Annotated in this window: 16 protein-coding genes and 1 tRNA gene; 6 read left to right on the top strand and 11 right to left on the bottom strand. The window is 73.6% G+C overall.

Features of this window, described 5'->3' with window-relative positions; translation table 11 throughout:
* Positions 1-47: 47 nt before the first annotated feature.
* Together J2X26_RS12400 and J2X26_RS12395 are read right to left on the bottom strand one after the other, a co-directional pair.
* Positions 48-509 (bottom strand): PTS sugar transporter subunit IIA, encoded by a 462-nt coding sequence (locus J2X26_RS12400; RefSeq protein ID WP_307492675.1) that lies wholly within the window; start codon positions 507-509, stop codon positions 48-50.
* Between the two features lie 28 nt (positions 510-537).
* The gene (locus J2X26_RS12395) at positions 538-768 is read right to left on the bottom strand and encodes a glucose PTS transporter subunit EIIB (RefSeq protein WP_055921493.1); all 231 of its coding nucleotides are present in this window, start codon (positions 766-768) and stop codon (positions 538-540) included.
* Between the two features lie 151 nt (positions 769-919).
* Between J2X26_RS12395 and ptsP the strand changes: the two genes are divergently transcribed.
* From ptsP to J2X26_RS12370, 5 genes are all read left to right on the top strand, one after another.
* Entirely contained in the window at positions 920-2,611 is a 1,692-nt protein-coding gene (ptsP, locus tag J2X26_RS12390) for a phosphoenolpyruvate--protein phosphotransferase (RefSeq protein WP_307492674.1), read from the top strand.
* A 21-nt stretch (positions 2,612-2,632) separates the two neighbouring features.
* Positions 2,633-3,016, top strand: a complete 384-nt coding sequence (locus J2X26_RS12385; RefSeq protein ID WP_055921487.1) for a globin — start codon at positions 2,633-2,635, stop codon at positions 3,014-3,016.
* A 62-nt stretch (positions 3,017-3,078) separates the two neighbouring features.
* On the top strand, positions 3,079-3,948 hold the full coding sequence (locus J2X26_RS12380; RefSeq protein WP_307492671.1) for an acyl-CoA thioesterase: 870 nt from the start codon (positions 3,079-3,081) through the stop codon (positions 3,946-3,948).
* 46 nt (positions 3,949-3,994) lie between these two features.
* On the top strand, positions 3,995-4,999 hold the full coding sequence (locus tag J2X26_RS12375) for a DNA topoisomerase IB (protein ID WP_307492669.1): 1,005 nt from the start codon (positions 3,995-3,997) through the stop codon (positions 4,997-4,999).
* A gap of 52 nt (positions 5,000-5,051) precedes the next feature.
* Entirely contained in the window at positions 5,052-6,665 is a 1,614-nt protein-coding gene (locus J2X26_RS12370; protein WP_307492667.1) for an SDR family oxidoreductase, read from the top strand.
* On the opposite strand, the gene J2X26_RS12365 is transcribed toward J2X26_RS12370, so the two are convergent.
* The 7 genes from J2X26_RS12365 to J2X26_RS12335 form a co-directional block, all read right to left on the bottom strand.
* A complete protein-coding gene (locus J2X26_RS12365) occupies positions 6,643-7,137 on the bottom strand; it encodes an acyl-CoA thioesterase (protein WP_307492665.1) in 495 nt (164 codons plus the stop codon). The genes J2X26_RS12370 and J2X26_RS12365 overlap by 23 nt on opposite strands.
* A gap of 20 nt (positions 7,138-7,157) precedes the next feature.
* The gene (locus tag J2X26_RS12360; protein WP_307492664.1) at positions 7,158-8,807 is read right to left on the bottom strand and encodes a GTPase; all 1,650 of its coding nucleotides are present in this window, start codon (positions 8,805-8,807) and stop codon (positions 7,158-7,160) included.
* On the bottom strand, positions 8,783-10,630 hold the full coding sequence (locus tag J2X26_RS12355) for a dynamin family protein (RefSeq protein ID WP_307492662.1): 1,848 nt from the start codon (positions 10,628-10,630) through the stop codon (positions 8,783-8,785). Before J2X26_RS12355 ends, J2X26_RS12360 begins: the two co-directional genes overlap by 25 nt.
* A gap of 110 nt (positions 10,631-10,740) precedes the next feature.
* Positions 10,741-12,423, bottom strand: coding sequence for an energy-dependent translational throttle protein EttA (ettA, locus tag J2X26_RS12350; RefSeq protein WP_307492661.1), 1,683 nt, complete (start codon positions 12,421-12,423; stop codon positions 10,741-10,743).
* 175 nt (positions 12,424-12,598) lie between these two features.
* A complete protein-coding gene (locus J2X26_RS12345) occupies positions 12,599-13,114 on the bottom strand; it encodes a single-stranded DNA-binding protein (protein WP_307492660.1) in 516 nt (171 codons plus the stop codon).
* Between the two features lie 131 nt (positions 13,115-13,245).
* Entirely contained in the window at positions 13,246-14,733 is a 1,488-nt protein-coding gene (locus J2X26_RS12340) for a GTPase (protein ID WP_307492659.1), read from the bottom strand.
* Positions 14,730-16,496, bottom strand: a complete 1,767-nt coding sequence (locus J2X26_RS12335) for a GTPase (RefSeq protein WP_307492657.1) — start codon at positions 16,494-16,496, stop codon at positions 14,730-14,732. Before J2X26_RS12335 ends, J2X26_RS12340 begins: the two co-directional genes overlap by 4 nt.
* Before the next feature lie 119 nt (positions 16,497-16,615).
* On the opposite strand from J2X26_RS12335, the gene J2X26_RS12330 reads away from it, so the two are divergent.
* Positions 16,616-16,688 (top strand) — tRNA-Arg (locus J2X26_RS12330).
* Between the two features lie 192 nt (positions 16,689-16,880).
* Here J2X26_RS12330 and J2X26_RS12325 read toward each other — a convergent pair.
* Together J2X26_RS12325 and J2X26_RS12320 are read right to left on the bottom strand one after the other, a co-directional pair.
* Positions 16,881-17,420 carry a hypothetical protein gene (locus J2X26_RS12325; RefSeq protein ID WP_307492655.1) on the bottom strand — a complete coding sequence of 180 codons (540 nt, stop codon included), beginning with the start codon at positions 17,418-17,420 and terminating at the stop codon, positions 16,881-16,883.
* Positions 17,421-17,800: 380 nt separating this feature from the next.
* Entirely contained in the window at positions 17,801-18,382 is a 582-nt protein-coding gene (locus J2X26_RS12320) for a DUF6318 family protein (protein ID WP_307492653.1), read from the bottom strand.
* Positions 18,383-18,417 lie beyond the last annotated feature (35 nt).

The raw sequence follows: 18,417 nt of genomic DNA, 5'->3' as shown, positions 1-18,417 counted from the left end.
GCTCGACTCCACCGTGCCGCCGTCGCCGGCTCACGGCAAGCGGGCCGTCAGGCCCAGTCGAGCAGCGGTTGCCCCGCCTCGACGGTCTCGCCGTCGGCCACCAGGTACGTCAGCAGGTCGGGGTCGGCCTGCAGCGCGACGACGGGGCAGATCGTCGGCAGCCCGGCGGCGGACACGTCGACCGGGGACCAGGTCACCAGCCGGTCCCCCGCGCGCACCGTCTGCCCGCCGTCGACGTGCAGCGTGAAGCCCTGGCCGGCGAGGCCGACCGTGTCGATGCCGAGGTGGACCAGGATCGTCCGCCCCTCACCGACCTCGAGGGCGAAGGCGTGCGGGTGCAGGGCACCGATGACCCCGTCGGCGGGCGCGAGCACGGTCTGGTGCTGGACGTGCTGCGGCTCCAGGGCGATGCCGGGACCGACCATGCCCTCGGCGAAGACGGGATCCGGAACTGCCGACACGGGTCGGACGACCCCCGTCAGAGGGCTCAGCAGCCGCAGGGTGGTCATCCCTCACACCCCCGACCGCAGCGGCCGGTCAGCGCAGGCTGTCGAGCTCTGCGGCGAGATTGTCGGCCTCCGGGCCGACGATCACCTGGACGATACGGCCGGACCGCACCACACCGAACGCGCCGCTGGCCTTGAGGGCCACCTCGTCGACCAGGTGGGCGTCGCTCACCTCGACGCGGAGCCGGGTGATGCACGGCTCGAGGTCGACGACGTTCGCGTCGCCGCCCAGCGCTGCGAGGATCTGCTCTGCCTTGCTCAATGGAACTCCCCACTCATCCGGCGCCGTCTGCGCCCGGGGGCAAGCCTAACCCTGAGACGCCGCTCACAGTCCGTGTCCAGGTGGCGTTCCCCGACGTCGAGGGACCACACTGCCGTCAAGGTCGACGAGGAGGTCCCCCGAGGTGAGTCCGGTGCACGCACCATCCCCCACGGTCATCACCGGCATCGGAGTGAGCCCCGGTCGCGTCGTCGCGCCCGCGGTGCTCATGCCCGACCCGGTCGCCGAGCCGCCATCGGGTCGACGGCTCCCGCCGGGCACCGACTACGCGGCGGTCTCGAAGCGGATCGGTGCAGCCTCCGAGGTGGTCCGCGCCGCGCTCGACGCGGCCGCCGACCGCGCCCAGGGCGAGAGCGCCGACCTCCTGCACGCCACCGCGGCGATCGCCGCGGACCCGACGCTCGTGGCGGACGCCGAGCAGCGCGTCGTCGACGACCGGCTGGTGCCCGAGCGCGCCGTCTGGGAGGCCGCCGAGGCGGTCTCCGCGCAGTTCGAGGCGCTCGGCGGCTACTTCGCGGAGCGCACCCGGGACATCGCCGACGTCCGCGACCGGCTCGTCGCCGAGCTCACCGGCCGCCCCGCACCGGGCGTGCCCGCGCACGAGGCACCGTTCGTGCTGGTGGCGGCGGACCTGGCACCCGCGATCGTCGCGACGCTCGACACCGAGAGGGTGCTCGCGATCGTCACGGGCACGGGCGGTCCCACGTCGCACACCGCGATCCTCGCGCGTGCCCGCGGCATCCCGACGGTCGTGGCGGCCCGCGGTGCCGAGGCGGCCGTGCTGGCCGAGGGCCTGGTGCTCGTCGACGGCTCCGCGGGGACGGTGACGGTCGACCCCACCGAGGAGCAGGTGCTGGCCGCGCTGGCGCTCGCCGCGCAGGTGCGGACGTTCGACGGCCACGGGCATACCGCCGACGGCCACCACGTGGAGCTGCTGGCGAACGTCGGCGACCCGGCCGACGCGGCCCCCGCAGCCGCCGCAGGTGCGGAGGGCGTCGGACTGTTCCGGACCGAGTTCGGTTTCCTCGACCGCGACGAGGCGCCGAGCATCGACGAGCAGGTCGCCGCCTACCGCCGCGTGCTGGCCGCCTTCCCCGGTCGCAAGGTCGTGGTCCGCACGCTCGACGCGGGCGCCGACAAGCCCTTGCCGTTCCTCGCCGGGGACGCGGAGGTCAACCCCGCCCTCGGGGTCCGGGGTCTGCGCACCGCCACCCGGCACCCGGAGGTGCTCGACGACCAGCTCACGGCGATCGCGCAGGCGGCCGCCGCCGAGACCGCCGAGGTCTGGGTGATGGCGCCGATGGTCTCGACGGTCGACGAGGCCCAGCAGTTCGTCGCCGCCTGCACCGCGCACGGGCTGCCCGTCGCCGGCGTGATGATCGAGGTTCCCAGCGCGGCCCTGCTGGCGGGTCCGATCCTCGCGCACGCCGCGTTCGCGAGCATCGGCACCAACGACCTGACGCAGTACGCGATGGCGGCCGACCGCCTGCTCGGCGCCGTCGCGGAGCTGTCCGACCCGTGGCAGCCGGCCGTCCTGCACTTGGTGGCCGCGGCCTGCGGGGGCGGCGCGCAGCAGGGCCGTCCGGTCGGTGTCTGCGGCGAGGCCGCCGCCAACCCTGCGCTCGCCGCGGTCCTGGTCGGGCTCGGCGTCTCGTCGCTGTCCATGACGCCGCGAGCGCTGCCCGACGTCGCCGCGCTCCTCGCGGCGACCACGCTCGACGAGTGCCGCCGCCTGGCCCAGCTGGCGCTCGCCGCGTCCAGCGCGGCCGACGCGCGCGCGGTCGTGCGTGCGGGGCTGCCCGTGCTGGAGGAGCTCGGCCTCTGACGCGCGTGTGAGGATGGCGGCGTGAGATCCGACTCCTTCTACGCGGCGATCGGCGGGCACGAGACGTTCGTCCGGCTGGTCGACGAGTTCTACCGCGGCGTGGCCGACGACCCGGTGCTGCGGCCCATGTACCCGGAGCAGGACCTCGGCCCCGCCGCCGAACGGCTGACGCTGTTCCTCGAGCAGTACTGGGGCGGGCCGACCACCTATTCCGACGAGCGCGGGCACCCGCGCCTGCGCATGCGGCACGCGCCGTTCAAGGTGAACCCGGAGGCCCGCGACCGGTGGCTGCTGCACATGCGCGCCGCCGTCGACAGCCTCGACCTCGCCCCGATGCACCAGGCGCAGCTGTGGGACTACCTGGAGCGTGCGGCGTTCTCGATGCTCAACACGTTCGACGACTGAGCGACCGACGTCACGCCCTCTCCAGGCCCGTCGGTCGCTGGCGTCATGAGACGCTGCGGTCCATGACGACCGAGCCCGACCCGACCGCCTCCGTGCTCGACATCCTCCGGCTCGAGGACGACCCCAGCACCCCCGACCTGTTCAGCGGGCGCAGCCTGCCGCAGCCGCGCGGGCGGGTCTTCGGGGGCCAGGTGCTCGCGCAGGCGCTCCTCGCCGCAGGCCGCACCGTGCCCGACGCCCGCCTTCCGCACTCCCTGCACGGCTACTTCCTGCGGGCCGGTGACGTGCGCGAGCCCATCACCTTCGCGGTCGAGCGGTTGCGGGACGGCCGCTCGTTCAGCGCCCGCCGGACGCACGCCCTGCAGGGCGGCGACGCGATCCTGTCGATGATCGCGTCGTTCCAGGAGGACCAGCCCGGGCTCGACTACGCCGACCCGATGCCCACCGGCATCCCCGGTCCGGACGAGGTGCAGTCGGCCCTCGACCTGCTCGGGGGCATCGACCACCCCGTCGCCAAGTTCTGGACGCAGGAGGCCGCGTTCGACGTCCGGCACGTCGGCGGAGCGATCTACCTGGACCCGCCGAAGGAGGCCGTCGGCCAGCAGGCGGTGTGGTTCCGCTCGCGCGGCCCGCTGCCCGACGACCAGCTCCTGCACCGTGCGCTGCTCGCGTACGCGTGCGACCAGGTGATGCTCGAGCCGATCCTGCGGCGGGCCGGGCGGTCGTGGCGGACGCGGGGCCTGTCGATCGCCAGCCTGGACCACGCCATGTGGTGGCACCGCGACGTACGAGTCGACGACTGGTTGCTGTACGTCCAGTCGACGCCGAGCGCGCAGGGCGGTCGCGGCCTCGGCGCCGCCCGGGTGTTCACGCAGGACGGGACGCTCGTCGCATCGGTCGCGCAGGAGGGCATGGTCCGCTTCCCGGACTGACGCCCCTCGCCGCGCGGACTGGCAGAGCGCGGGCGACACTTCCCGCATGGTCCGTCTCCGCCGCGTCCGCATCGACGCCCCCGGTTGGGCGCGACGTCGCGCCGGCCGGGGGTTCGTCTATCTCGACCTGGACAAGGTCCGGATCGTCGACGAGGAGCACCTGGAACGCATCACCACGCTCGCGATCCCGCCCGCGTGGCGCGAGGTCTGGATCAGCCCGTGGCCGAACGGCCACATCCAGGCCGCCGGGCTCGACGACGCCGAGCGACGCCAGTACCTGTACCACCAGCAGTGGACGCTTCGGCGCGGCCGCCTCAAGCACGACCACGTGCTCGACGTCGCCCGCCGCCTGCCCGCGGCCCGGCGCCGGGTCCGCGCGGACCTGGGTCTCGACGGGATGCCGAGGGAGAAGGTGCTCGCGCTCGCGTTCCGGCTGCTCGACCTCGCGTACCTGCGGGTGGGCGGCGAGGGGTACGCGCTCCAGCACGGCTCGTACGGGCTGGCGACGCTCCTGCGCTCGCACGTGCGGGTCCTGGCGCCGGAGAGCGACGGTGACCCCGGTCGCGTGCACCTGAACTTCCCCGCGAAGTCCGGCCAGGTGCGGGACACCGTGGTCGAGGACGACGACGTCGCCACGATCGTGCGCAGCCTGACCCGGCGGCGCGACGACGGCCCCGAGCTGCTCGCCTGGCGCGACGACGCTGGCGCGTGGCACGACGTGACCAGCGCGGACGTCGGTGCGTACGTGAAGGCGCAGCTGGGCGACGACGCGACGCCGAAGGACTTCCGCACGTGGCACGCGACCGTGCTGGCCGCCCGCGGTCTGGCGGACGTCGGTCCGCCCCCGGCCAGTGAGCGTGCTCGCAAGCGTGCGGTGACGCAGGTGGTGCGCGACGTCGCCGAGGAGCTCGGGAACACCCCGGCCGTGTGCCGGTCGTCGTACATCGACCCGCGGGTGATCGACCTGTGGGAGCGGGGCACGATGATCCGCGCCACCCGGTCGCAGGCCGTCGCCGAGCGCGAGACCCTGGCGATGCTGAGCGGCGGCTGAGGATCCGCCGCGACCGGGTGCGCGTCGCGGGCGCGCACCGCAGACTGCCCAGATGGCCACCTCCCCCGACGACCTCCTGCCTGCGCCCGTGGCACACACCCTCGCCGGTCTCGTGCCGGGGCTCGACGACGACGGCCACCCCCGCCCCGACGCACCCCTCGTGGCGGTCACGGGCGTGACCGGGTACGTCGGCGGGCGGCTGGTCCCCGAGCTCCTCGCGGCGGGGTACCGGGTGCGCGCGATCGCCCGCCACCCCGACCGGCTGCGCGGTCGCCCCTGGTACGCCGACGTCGAGGTCGTCGCCGCCGACGCAGCCCAGCCCGACCAGATCCGCGCGGCCCTCGACGGGACGCAGGTCGCGTACTACCTCATCCACTCGCTCGGCTCCGGCCGGCGCTTCGAGTCGACCGACCGGCACACCGCGCTCGTGTTCGGGCAGGCTGCCCGCGAGGCCGGGGTGGGCCGGATCGTCTACCTCGGCGGTCTGTACCCCGAGGGCGAGGACCTCTCCCCGCACCTGGAGTCGCGCACCGAGGTCGGCGAGATCCTGCTGGCCAGCGGCGTCCCGACCACCGTGCTGCGCGCGGCGGTCATCCTGGGGTCGGGCTCCGCGTCGTTCGAGATGATGCGCTACCTCACCGAGCGGCTGCCGGCCATGACCGTTCCGCGCTGGGTGGAGAACCGCATCCAGCCCATCGCGATCCGGGACGTCCTGCGGTACCTGGTCGGCGCGGCGGCCATGCCCCCGGACGTCAGCCGCGGGTTCGACATCGGAGGGCCCGACGTCCTGACCTACCGCGACATGATGCAGCGCTACGCCGACGCGGCGGACCTGAGGCGACGGGTGATCGTCGGGGTGCCGGTGCTGACGCCGAAGCTGTCCTCCCTCTGGGTGTCGCTGGTGACCCCGGTGCCGGGTGGTCTCGCCCGCCCCCTCGTGGAGTCGCTGGTGCACGAGGTGGTGTGCGACGAGCACGACATCGCCGAGTACGTGCCCGACCCGCCCGACGGGCTGATCGGGTTCGACCGCGCCGTGCGGCTCGCGCTGCGGCGCGTCCACGACGCCGCCGTCACCACGCGCTGGTCGTCCGCGGCTGTCCCCGGCGCACCCAGCGACCCGTTGCCGGGCGACCCCGACTGGGCCGGCGGCTCGCTGTTCGTCGACGAGCGCAAGGTCACCGTCGATGCCTCCCCCGCGTCGCTGTGGCGGGTGCTGGAGGCGGTCGGCGGCGAGCGCGGCTGGTACTCGTGGGGGCTCGCGTGGCGAGTCCGCGGGCTGGCCGACCGGCTCGTCGGTGGACCGGGCCTGCGCCGCGGCCGTCGCGACCCGCTGCAGCTGCTGGTGGACGACGCCGTCGACTTCTGGCGTGTCGAGGAGATCGAGGAGGGAACCCTGATCCGGCTGCGCGCCGAGATGCGCGTCCCCGGGCTCGCGTGGCTGGAGCTGCGGGTCGAGCCGACAGGGCTTCCCGACGAGGCACCGACGGTGTTCGCGCAGCGCGCCCTGTTCCACCCGAAAGGGCTGCTCGGACAGCTCTACTGGTGGTCGGTGTACCCGTTCCACGGCATCGTCTTCGGCGGCATGCAGCGCAACATCGCCCGGGCCGCGGAGACCGCCGAACGGGCGCGCACCGACCGGCGCGTCAGCGCCGGCGGCGGATCGTGACCGGCTCCTCCAGGAACGTGGACCAGGCCTCCCGCTGCTCGGGCGCAATACGTCGCGGCGCCCCCGTCGCGTTGTCGACGAGCACGAGCGTGGTGAGCGCCCGCGCGTAGGTGACGCGCTCCGGGCCGTCCTCGCCCGCGTCGCGCACCTCGTAGCAGACGTCCAGGCTGGCTCCGCCGAGGTGCCCCAGCCACATCTCCACGATCACCGGGGTCCGGCGGTAGCCGAGCGGCTTGAGGTACTCGATCTCCTGGCGCGCGACCAGCGTGGACACCTCCGCACCGGGACCGGCGTCGATGACGGCGGTGGGGAACGCGCTCTCGACGCGCGTGCCGTCCGGGGCCACGGGATGGCTCCAGAATGCCTCGATCCGGGCCTCCTCCAGCAGCCGGAGCATCTCCACGTTGTTCACGTGCTGGTAGGCGTCCATGTCCGACCAGCGCAGCTGCACCGGGATCTCGAGGCGAGTCATGCGCTCGATCCTAGGAGCGGTCAGGCCGCAGCCTTCGACGCGGCCGCGCGGCACCGGGCCAGCGCGTCCATCTCCCCGGCCACCGGCCCGATGACGTGGTCGTTCACGGCCTGCGCCACCGAGGCGCCGAGCTTCCGGCGCGCCTTGGCCGCCCGACGTCGACCCGCGAGGACACCGAGCATCCAGCCGAGCCCGGCGACGAGCAGCCCTGCCAGCACTGCACCGAGCAGCAGGACGGTCGGCGCGGGGAACCCCCACCACATCGGCGTCTCCGGTTGCGGAAGCTGGAGCCAGCCCAGGCCGGCGAGCAGGAGGAGCCAGAGGAGCCCGGCCGCCGCCACGGTGAGCAGCACCCACTGGAGGAACGCCAGCACACGCCACGTCCACGGCACCCGGGCGTTCCCCAGCGGGACGCGCACGACGGTCCGGTCCAGCACGTCGTCCAGCTTCACCTCGGCCGCGCGGGACCGGGCGGCGAGCACCCAGTGGTCGGGTGCACCGGCCGTCGCGGCGTCGACGTACGAGCGCACCGCGCTGAGGGCGGCAGACCGCTCACCCGCCGCCGGGGCCGACCGGGACGAGCGCAGCAGGTTGTCCTGCCCCGCCTGGACGCGTTCGCGACCCAGGCCGAGGCGCCGCAGCGGGTCGGGGCGCAGCCGGGCGACCCACCGCGTCACCGGCCAGCCGGTCGCAGCGCGCGCCGACCGCTTGGTCGAGCGCCGCACGGCGTCGGCGACCTCGTCCACGCCTGCCGCGGACTCCCACGCGCGCACCAGCGCAGCGGCAGCGCCGACCTCGCGCCGCGCGTCCGGCGGCGACCCGCAGGCGTCCACCAGCGCACGCGCAGCCTGCCGCACGTCCCCGGCCACCCGCTCCGTCGCCGCGAGTCGTCGCTGCGCGGCCCGGGCCAGCAGGTCCCGCAGCTCGGTGACGCCGGCGCCGGTCGAGGCGCTGACCGCGAGCACCGGCGACGCGCCCAGCCCGTCCTCCGTCGCGAGGCGTTGCAGGTCCGCGACCATCGCACGCTGCTCGGCAGGGGCGAGCCGGTCGGCCTGGTTGAGCACGAGGACCACGACGCCCGCGTGGTCGCGAAGACCGCGCAGGTACCGGGCGTGCAGAGCCGCGTCGGCGTACTTCTGCGGGTCCACCACCCACACCAGCAGGTCGACCCGCTCGTACAGGCGCTCGGCGATCGTGCGGTGCTCCGTGACGACGGAGTCGTGGTCGGGCAGGTCGAGGAGCACGAGACCGGTGGCGGACTCCTGCAGGACGCGGCTGCCGGCCACGTGCCGGTCGCGGACGTCGAGCCAGTCGAGCAGCTCGTCGGCACCGTGCTCAGCGCCGGCGCCCGTGGCCGGGACGATCACCGCGACCGGGTGCCCCGTGGTCGGGCGACGCACCCCGGGTTCCGCGATGCGCGCGTCCGCGAGCGCGTTGAGCAGCGACGACTTCCCCGAGCCGGTCGCGCCCGCGAGCGCCACCACCGTGTACTCGCCGGACAGCGCGGCACGGTCGCGGGCACGGGCCACCACCGCCGCGGGCACCTCGAGCGTGGCGTCCGGCAGTCGTCCGCGTCCGAGCCCGACAGCCTCGTCCAGCGCCGCGACCCGTCCGCGCAGCGTGCCGGCCGCCCCGCTCACCCGGTTCACCGCCACCAGCGTGACCACCACCGGGTGCGCTCCGGCTGCTCCGTCTCGGCGACCTCGTCGGACCGCGCGACGGCGCCGGTCCCACGCAGGTGCCCGCCGCCACCGGCCGGGAGGTCGCCCTTGCCCCACGCGGCCGCGGCGGTCCGTGTCGACATCGCCGACCGCACCCGCGCGGCCGTCGCGCGCAGGTCGTCGCCGTCCCGGCCGGCGGCTCCCGTCGCGTCCAGCTGGCGGGTGAACCGTGACGACTCCTCGTCGAGCAGGGCGTCGGTGCGGAGGGCGAGCCGCTCGTGCGCCTCCTGCGTGAGCCGGCGGACGGCCTCGTCGCCGAACACCGCCTCGAGCACGCGCTGCGCGAGGAGCGCGGAGCCGCCGACGATGCCCACCTCGGCGCCCGTGAGCCCGCCGGTGGACGCGAAGACCGCGACCATCAGGACCGCGCCGAGCCCGTTGACGCCGTAGGACAGCGCCCGCGCGGTGGTCCGCCGGTCGGCGCCCTCCGTCTCCACGAGGCCCAGCACGTCGCCCTGCCACGCCCGCACCTGCTCGGCCGTCCGTGCGCGCAGGTCCGTCGACGCCCGGGACAGCGCCAGCCCGTCCAGCAGCGCCCGGCCCGCCGGGTCGTGACGCCACGCCGAGTGCGCGGTCTCGGCGGCCTCCTCGGCGGCGTCCTGGATGACCGCGGACAAGCCGTGGGCCACGGCCTCGACCAGTGCCGGTTCCGCCGGTCGGCGACCGCGCACGAAGCCCACGACCCGGTCGCGCAACCGGGACACCCCCTGCTCGAGCGACCGGAACCACTCGCTGGTGCCGACGACGTCCTGCCACCGCGCCAGCACCTCGCCGCGCAGCAGCGACCCGTCCGACGTCGCGTGGGCGATCTGGTCCGTCGCCGTCGCGTACGCCGCCGTGACCGCCGCGCGCAGCCGCACGTCCGCCGCCTGCTGCTCGTCGGCGGCGGTCGCCAGGTCGAGCGCGCGCCGGGACACGTCCGCCACGGCGCCGTCCCACGTCTCGGCCAGCGCCGCGGCTCGGAAGGCCGGGTCCGTCGCCGTTCGGGTGAGCACGTCCGCGATGGGCCCGATGGCCGCCTCGGGCAGCAGCCCGTCCTCCAGCTCGACCTCCGGGACGACGATGACCGTGGCGGACGCCAGGCCCGCGTCGGCGAGCATCTGCCGTAGGTGATCACCCACCGCGGTCTCGGCACCGGGGTCCACCCGGTCGAGCACGAGCGCGAGGTGCGTCCCCCGGCGCGCGGCGTCGGCCAGCAGCTCCCAGGGCACGGCGTCGGCGTACCGCGCGGCGGTGGTGACGAACAGCCAGACGTCCGCGGCCCCCAGCAGCTGGGCAGCCAGGATGCGGTTGCCCTCCTCGACGGAGTCCACGTCGGGTGCGTCCAACAGGGCGAGGCCCACCGGGACCGCCTCGGACGCGACCAGCCGGAGCCCCGGACGCGCGCCGGTCAGACCCTGCTCCCCCGCCGCGTCCGCGCGGGTCAGCGAGGGCAGCACCCGGTCCGAGCTGAACCAGCGCACGTCCAGCGGGTGGTGCACGAGGACCGGCCAGCGGGTGGTCGGGCGCAGCACCCCCGACGGGCTGACCTCCGCGCCGACCAGCGAGTTGACCACCGTCGACTTGCCCGCACCGGTGGAGCCGCCCACGACCACGAGCACCGGGGCGCCGGGGTCTCGCAGTCGCGGCAGCAGGTAGTCGTCGAGCTGGTCGAGGACGCGCGTGCGGTCCGCCCGCGCGTTCGGTGCAGCGGCGGTCTCGAGCGGCAGGCGCAGCTCCGCGACCCGTTCGCGCAGCGCGAGCAGCGCACCGACGAGCTCGTCGTGCTCCATTGCCGCACCGCCTCTCAGGTCGTCAGCAGCGTATCCGTGCAGGTCGCGGGCGGCTCACTGACGACGAAGGCCGCCCGCTCCCTCGGGAGCGGGCGGCTGCGGGAGTGCGCTCAGTCGCGGCGCAGCTTGCGGTACGTCACGCGGTGCGGGCGGGCCGCGTCGGGACCGAGGCGCTCGACCTTGTTCTCCTCGTAGGAGGCGAAGTTGCCCTCGAACCAGTACCAGTTGCCCGGGTTCTCCTCGGTGCCCTCGTAGGCCAGGATGTGCGTCGCCACCCGGTCGAGGAACCACCGGTCGTGGGACACCACGACGGCGCAGCCCGGGAACTCGAGCAGGGCGTTCTCCAGCGAGCCGAGCGTCTCGACGTCCAGGTCGTTGGTGGGCTCGTCGAGGAGCAGCAGGTTGCCGCCCTGCTTCAGCGTGAGCGCGAGGTTCAGACGGTTGCGCTCACCACCGGACAGGACGCCCGCGGGCTTCTGCTGGTCGGGTCCCTTGAAGCCGAACGCGGCGACGTACGCCCGCGACGGCATCTCGACGTTGCCGACCTTGAGGAAGTCCAGCCCGTCCGAGACGACCTCGAACAGGGTCTTCTTGGGGTCGATACCGCCGCGCGACTGGTCGACGTAGGAGATCGACACCGTCTCGCCGACCTTGAGGTCGCCCTTGTCCAGCGGCTCGAGCCCGACGATCGTCTTGAACAGCGTGGTCTTGCCGACGCCGTTGGGGCCGATGACGCCGACGATGCCGTTGCGCGGGAGCGTGAAGCTGAGGCCGTCGATGAGCACACGCCCGTCGAAGCCCTTCTGCAGGTCCTTCGCCTCCAGCACGATCGAGCCCAGGCGCGGACCCGGCGGGATCTGGATCTCCTCGAAGTCCAGCTTCCTGGTGCGGTCCGCCTCCGCCGCCATCTCCTCGTAGCGCGCGAGGCGCGACTTGGACTTGGTCTGCCGGCCCTTGGCGTTGGACCGGACCCACTCCAGCTCCTCCTTGAGGCGCTTGGCGAGCTTCAGGTCCTTCTTGCCCTGGATGGCGAGACGCTCGCCCTTCTTCTCCAGGTACGTCGAGTAGTTGCCCTCGTACGGGTACAGCCGTCCGCGGTCGACCTCGCAGATCCACTCGGCCACGTGGTCGAGGAAGTACCGGTCGTGGGTGACGGCCAGGATGGCGCCGGGGTAGTCCTTGAGGTGCGCCTCGAGCCAGAGCACGCTCTCGGCGTCGAGGTGGTTGGTGGGCTCGTCGAGGAGCAGCAGGTCAGGCTTCTCCAGGAGCAGCTTGCACAGGGCCACCCGGCGGCGCTCACCACCGGACAGCACGGTGACGTCCGCGTCGCCCGGAGGGCAGCGCAGCGCGTCCATCGCCTGGTCCAGCTGCGCGTCGAGGTCCCACGCGTCGGCCGCGTCGATGGCCTCCTGCAGGACACCCATCTCTGCCAGCAGGGCGTCGAAGTCGGCGTCCGGCTCGGACATGAGTTCCGAGATCTCGTTGTAGCGGTCGAGCTTGCCCTTGATCTCGGCGACGCCCTCCTCGACGTTGCCGAGCACCGTCTTGGACTCGTTCAGCGGCGGCTCCTGCTGCAGGATGCCGACCGTGTAGCCCGGGCTCAGGCGCGCCTCGCCGTTCGACGGCTGGTCGAGACCGGCCATGATCTTGAGGATCGTCGACTTGCCGGCGCCGTTGGGTCCGACGACGCCGATCTTGGCACCCGGCAAGAAGTTCAGGGTGACGTCATCGAGGATGACCTTGTCGCCGTGCGCCTTGCGCGTCTTGTACATGGAGTAGATGAACTCAGCCACTGGCTCTTCGTCCGCCTCGGTGCTCGATGGGGGTCGCCCCGCACGCTGGGTTCTCGGGGCGCGTTTCTCGGGGCACTGCTGACCGGCTCGCCCGCGAGGCTGGTCGACCGCGTTGCGCATCGCGCGCGGTCCGACCGGCCACGTCGTCGGGCTGCCGGTGCCCCAGCCTAGGCGATCACCTGGCACCGGCCAGCGCGAGCTCCTGCTCGTCGTCGGCCACCGGCGCGCGGCCGGCCTCCTCGTCCTCCGGGATCTCCTCCAGATCGGAGACGTCGGCGGGGGCGTCGTCGGTCCCGTCTCCGGTGCCGGCGGCGGCCGTCGGGCTCACCGTCCGCGCGAAGTGGCTGCTGCCGAACGCCAGGTTGGGACCGAGCGCGCTCGCGTCGAGCACGAGCGAGGTGCGGGGACCGTCGGCGCCGATCCACTCCTCGGTGGACAGCAGACCCTGCACGATCACCGGGTCACCCTTGCGCAGCGACCGCGCGGCGTTGAGCGCGGTGGTCCGCCAGACCTTCACGTTGAACCACTCGGTCTGCGCGTCCCGCCAGACGCCGGCCTGCTTGTCGAACCAGCGGCGCGTGCTGCCCAGCCGGAACGTGGTGAACGGGACGCCGCCGTCCGACTCGTGGTGGATCCGCACGTCCGTGCCGATCCACCCGACGACGGTCAGGTCCAGCGACTGCGTGCTCATGGGAAACCTCCGGTGCAGTGCCCCTGCGGCTGCGGGGCTCGTGCGACCAGGGTCGACGTGGAGCCTGCCCGGCGTGGAGGACGGCGGCGAACCGGTGGACCGTGCGCCCCGAGGAGGGGGCTGTGGGCGGGTCAGGACCGGGCGGTGGCGACGAGCTCGCGCACGGTGCGGTGCTCGGCCAGGACCGCCTCGGTGGGCACCGCGAGCCTCGCGCGCGCCACGTTCTCGAGCGCCGAGCGACCGTCCTGCAGCACGCGCGCGGTCCTCCGCCGTCCGGCCGACCGTCGGGCCGCACCGGCCCCCACGAACGCGACCACCGCCGCAACGAGCAGCACGACCGCCCCGACGGGAGCCCACACGTTCGGCTCCCCCGACCCCACCAGCGAGCCGACCGCGACCGACCCGACGAGCAGGGCCGCACCGGCGAGCAGCACGGCGGCGACCGTCAGCCCCAGCGCGAGACCGGAGCGTCGCGCGGTGAGCGTCAGCTGCGTCAGGGCGTCGGTCACGGCGAGGCGCATCTCGGCGGTCGACGCCACCCGCGAGGCGACGTCCTTGCCCCACCGGCGCGGCAGGCCGGTGGTCACGGCTTCGAGCCAGGTCGCCCGCGCCAGCTCGACCGCGTCCTCCTGGACCGCACCGAACCCGGGCGCGGAGGACGATCCGGTCCGCACGGCCGAACCGACTCCCGCGGCTACGGCCGGCAACCCGATCGCGGCAGCCAACCGGTCCACGACGTCGGTCACCGACAGGGCCGCCGGCGCGGGCTCACGGGCCGCGACCTCGGCCGCGAGCAGCGCGGCGGCGTCGTTCAGCTCGGCACTCGCGCGCCGGGCGGCCAGCGAACGCGACTCCACGTACGTGGCCAGGAGCTCGCGCAGCGCGACCAGGCCCTCGCCGGTGCGGGCGGACGCCTCCCGGACCGGGACGCCCGTGAGCCCGTCGTCGACCAGGAGGTTCTCGACGTCAGCCACCAGGTCGGGTCGCACGTCGGGCGGCACCGTGTCGACCTGGTTGAGCACCACGACCATCGACGCCTCGTGACCGACCAGCCGACGCAGGTAGCCGCTGTGCAGGGCGTCGTCGGCGTACTTCTGCGGATCGACCACCCAGGCGAGCAGGTCGGCCTGTGGCAGCAGCCGGTCGACCACCTCTCGGTGCTCCGGGGCGATCGAGTCATGGTCGGGCAGGTCGAGCAGCACCAGGCCACGCAGAGGCGCCTCGCTCTCGCCGTCGAGCAGGCTCTCGCGCTGGATGCGTCGGTCCGGCACGACACCGAGCCAGTCGAGCAGAGGGCCGCCGTCGTCGCCCCACACGCACGCCGTGATCTCCGACGTCGTCGGCCGTCGGACGCCCACGTCGGCGAAGTCGAGCCGGCAGATCGAGTTGAACAGGCTCGACTTGCCCGATCCGGTGCCGCCGACGAGCGCGACGACCGTGTGGTCCACCCCGAGGTCGAGCCGTTCACGCACGCTGTCGACCGTCGCGACGACCTTCTTCACCACGGCCGGGGCCAGTCGAGCACCGCCGATCGCCAGAGCACGGCCCAGCGCGTCGACGCGAGCCGTGAGCGCTGCCGTGTCGTCGCCGTGCAGCGTCGAGCCGATCGTCTCGGTCACGTCAGTCCCTTCAGCACGGCGAGCCGCAGCCGCAGCCGCGACGAGGCGTCCTCGGCGAGGTCCGGGTCGGAGAGCACCTCGCCGACCGCCGCACGCTCGACCGCCACCTGGCCGGCCACGCGGGCGACCAGGTCGTCCCGCAGCTCGTCGGCGGCACGCTCGCCCGCGGCGTCGATCAGGTCCACCAGGAGGTCACGGGCCTCGCGCACCCCCGAGGCTGCGGCGAGCGCGACGGCCGCCAGCCCTTCGTCTCCCAGCGCGTTCGCGGCCTTCGCCCGCCGACGAGCCTCGCGCGCCACGTCCCGGCGCGGCCGCGCGATCCCGTCGGGCGACGTCTGTGCCGGTCCGACCGTCAGCGCCGCGCGCACCACGCGCGGACCCTGCGCCGTCCACGCACGCGCAGCCTGCTCGGCGGCGCTCCGTCGACCCGTACGCAGCGTCGACGACTCCCAGGCCGCATCGACGGACGCGCCACCCACAGGCGCGTCGGGGCCGGTGAGCGCGGCCCGGAGGACACCCTCGGTGTGCGCGCCGGCAGCCGTCAGCGTGGCTGCCGCCGACCGGGTCAGGTCCTCCACCAGCGGCTCGATCGCAGCGACCCGCGCCCGGCCCTCCCGCGAGGAGCCCCGGATGCGACCCGACGGACGGACCACCCGCCCGAGCGGACCACTGTCCGCCGCAAGCTCCGACCACCGCGCCCGCACCGCACCGTCCGCGACGGCACCGCCGCGGATCGACGCCGACGCCTGCGCGGTCGGCGCCTCGATCGCCGCGTCCAGGACCGACGCGATCGTGCCGGCAGCGTCGGCCTGCGCCTGCACCGCCTCGGCCAGCTCGTCCACCCAGGGGCGAAGCGCGGCCAGCGACCCACGCAGGGTGCGGCCGATGACCGTGCGCGCGCGGTCCGGACCGGCCAGCATCGCCAGCCAACGCCGGATCGGCGCGACGACCGCGGCCGGCAGCAAGCCCTCGTGCGGCCCGAGGTCCGGGACGACGAACAGCGGCGACCCCTGCAGCCCGTGGCCGCGGAGCCGGTCCAGGAGGTCGCCGCGCACTGTCGGCAGCGACGCCGACGGGACCCGGTTGAGCACCATCGCGATGGACGCCCCACGGTCGACGGCGCCCTGCAGGACACGCCACGGCAGCGCGTCGCCGTAGCGGGCAGCGGTCGTCACGAAGAGCCACAGGTCAGCAGCCTCGAGCAGCCGATGCGCAGACTCCCGGTTCGACTCCAGCACCGAGTCGAGGTCCGGGGCGTCCAGCAGCGCGATCCCGCGCGGCACCTGCTCGTCGGCGACGACCGTCACGGACTCCAGCACCGGGTGGTGCGACAGCAGCTCCTCGTCGAGCGGGTTGTGCACCAGCACCGGTCGGCGCGTCGTCGGCCGCAGCACCCCCGCCGTGCTCACCTCGGACCCCACCAACGAGTTCACCAGCGTCGACTTGCCCGCACCGGTCGAGCCCGAGATCACCACGACCGCCGGCGCCGAGAGCTCGGTGAGGCGCGGGACCAGGTGCTCACCGAGCTGGTCGACGAGCCGCGCCCGAGACGCTCTGGCCGAGGCGATCCCGTCGATCTCCAGCGGGAACCCGGTGCGCTCCACGTCGCGGTGCAGGTCCCGGACCGCGTCGAGCAGGGACGTCGCCGCCAGCGGTCGCGCCAGGACGTCGCGCGGGTCGGAGGCGGCATGGCGCGCGTGCGGGGCCAGCGGCTGCGCGGTCGGCACAGGCTGCACTGGCGCGGTGCCGGGCTGTGCGCTCACGCGACCATTGTCGCGGTGCGATCTGACCTGGCAAAACGCGCCACGCGGTGCAGTCGTGTCCGGTTCGTGCCGAGCAGATGATCGTGCGCCTCGCCGTTACGCTTGTGGGCGCACGTCCAGCCCCCGTAGCTCAATGGATAGAGCAACGGCCTTCTAATCCGTAGGTTGCAGGTTCGAGTCCTGCCGGGGGCACCCACGCAAGGGCACCAACGCAGGTCCCGGAGAGTTGCCTGGGCCGGCCGGGTGGTCCCCACGCCACCCAGATCCGGAGCGTCGCATCTCCGCGCCCGTCCACCATCCAGCTGTGTCGCGGCTCGAAGACTCGAACCCGCCGAACCCCACACCTCCGTCCACTTGATGGGTGGCAGATCTGCCAGAGATCGATCAGCAGTCGACCGGCTTCGGGTCGTCGGTGCAGAGGCCCGAGACGAGGTGGGAGCGGCGTTCCTGGACCTCGAAGACCGGACCGGTCGCGGTGGTCGTGGCGGTGCCCGTGACATCGCGCCACTGCGGGTCGCCCTCGACCTGGTACCGGCCCGACCACTCCGTGGTGATCGTGATCGCTACCTCTCCGAGTTCCTCGTAGATGTGGAACACGTCGAACGCCGGATACGGCGCACCCGGGTCGCTGGTCCTCTCGGGGTCCGACCCGTCACCCCACCCGTACGTGTACCGCGACGGCGTCGCCTCCACCGTCACGTTCCGACCCAACAGCTGCGTCGTCAGCGTCACGGGCGCCGGGTCGGTGTAGACGATCGTCTCCTTGTTCACCAGCACCCACCCGGTGTCCGGCTGCATGTGCACCGCCGGCACCGGCAACGGCAACCGCCGGAACTCCTCCGCGGTCAGCACGGGCACGACCTCACCACCGCACGACCCGTAGTCCACCTGCACCCAGGCGCTCCAGTCGGTCGCCGGCGGCACCTGATATCGCCGCCAGCGTGGCTCGACCCACTCCTCGCCGGCACAGTCCAACGCGGGCGCTTGCGGTACCCCGCTGACGCATACACCGTCACCACCCGCCGGCACCCAGTGTCCGGGCGCATCCATGCACGCCATCGCGTTCATGTAGGACCAGATCGTCGTCGGCACGACTCCTGGCCCTGTGCCTCCAGGCGCATCGTCTGTTGCCTGTAGCAATGACCACGAACCAGCGACCTCGAAGGCCTGGCCGCGGTCAACCGTTTGTGCACCATGCGCGAAGTCACGACTGTTGGTCGTGTTTGAAGGGGGCTCATCGTCGCTCGTCACCGCTGCGAGCGCCGTCAGTGCCGAGATACCAATGGTGAGGAGCGTGGAGGGGCTCACTTCTCGATCACGGCGAGATCGACGGCCTCAACTCTCCAACTGTCACCCAGCCAGCTCAGCGCGAAGACGAAGTCCGTGAGGTTCGCCTCCGACTCCGAGACCACGGTTCCGTCGGCGGCTAGCTCTTGCGTGGAGTCCTGCGCCACCTGCAGTCGGGCGGTGAACCACTCATCCGGCCTGATCTCGGTGGACACGGCCGAGATGACTCGTACTGGAGGACCCACTGACGTATGCCCGGACACCACGAGGGCGGCGACGCTGTCGCCTACGTATTTGCAGAACTTGCATGTCTCTGCCGACATCATCGACAGGCTTTCCGCATCACGGGCGGAGAACGCGTAGTCGTACAGCGCCATGAAGTACGTCGCCGCAGCGATCGCCCCGTCGGTCGTCGGCTCGTCCATCGCCGCGGGCCTCTCGGGCTTCACGATCGGTGTCGGCGTGGGCGTCGGTGTCACCTCCGCGACAGGCGGTGGCGTCGTCGCCGCGGGTTCTGGCCCTCCACCCGTGCACCCGGCGACCAGTGCCGCGAGCACCACCCCGAGCAGCGCCGGAACTACCCGCCGCTGCCATGCCACCCACGCCCCTGCCGTGCTGCCCCGTCCACGCATGC

It is taken from the genome of Cellulomonas humilata, from assembly GCF_030814415.1.
Lineage (GTDB): Bacteria > Actinomycetota > Actinomycetes > Actinomycetales > Cellulomonadaceae > Cellulomonas > Cellulomonas humilata_A.
The sequence above is the reverse complement of the archived record's forward strand: the minus strand, read 5'-3'. Positions and strand labels throughout refer to the sequence as shown.

Bases quoted from the DNA above. Each gene is read 5' to 3' on its own strand.
- J2X26_RS12375 (WP_307492669.1), top strand. From the start codon at position 3,995: ATGGTCCGTCTCCGCCGCGTCCGCATCGACGCCCCCGGTTGGGCGCGA.
- J2X26_RS12365 (WP_307492665.1), bottom strand. From the start codon at position 7,137: ATGACTCGCCTCGAGATCCCGGTGCAGCTGCGCTGGTCGGACATGGAC.
- J2X26_RS12380 (WP_307492671.1), top strand. From the start codon at position 3,079: ATGACGACCGAGCCCGACCCGACCGCCTCCGTGCTCGACATCCTCCGG.
- J2X26_RS12355 (WP_307492662.1), bottom strand. From the start codon at position 10,630: ATGGAGCACGACGAGCTCGTCGGTGCGCTGCTCGCGCTGCGCGAACGG.
- J2X26_RS12400 (WP_307492675.1), bottom strand. From the start codon at position 509: ATGACCACCCTGCGGCTGCTGAGCCCTCTGACGGGGGTCGTCCGACCC.
- J2X26_RS12345 (WP_307492660.1), bottom strand. From the start codon at position 13,114: ATGAGCACGCAGTCGCTGGACCTGACCGTCGTCGGGTGGATCGGCACG.
- J2X26_RS12370 (WP_307492667.1), top strand. From the start codon at position 5,052: ATGGCCACCTCCCCCGACGACCTCCTGCCTGCGCCCGTGGCACACACC.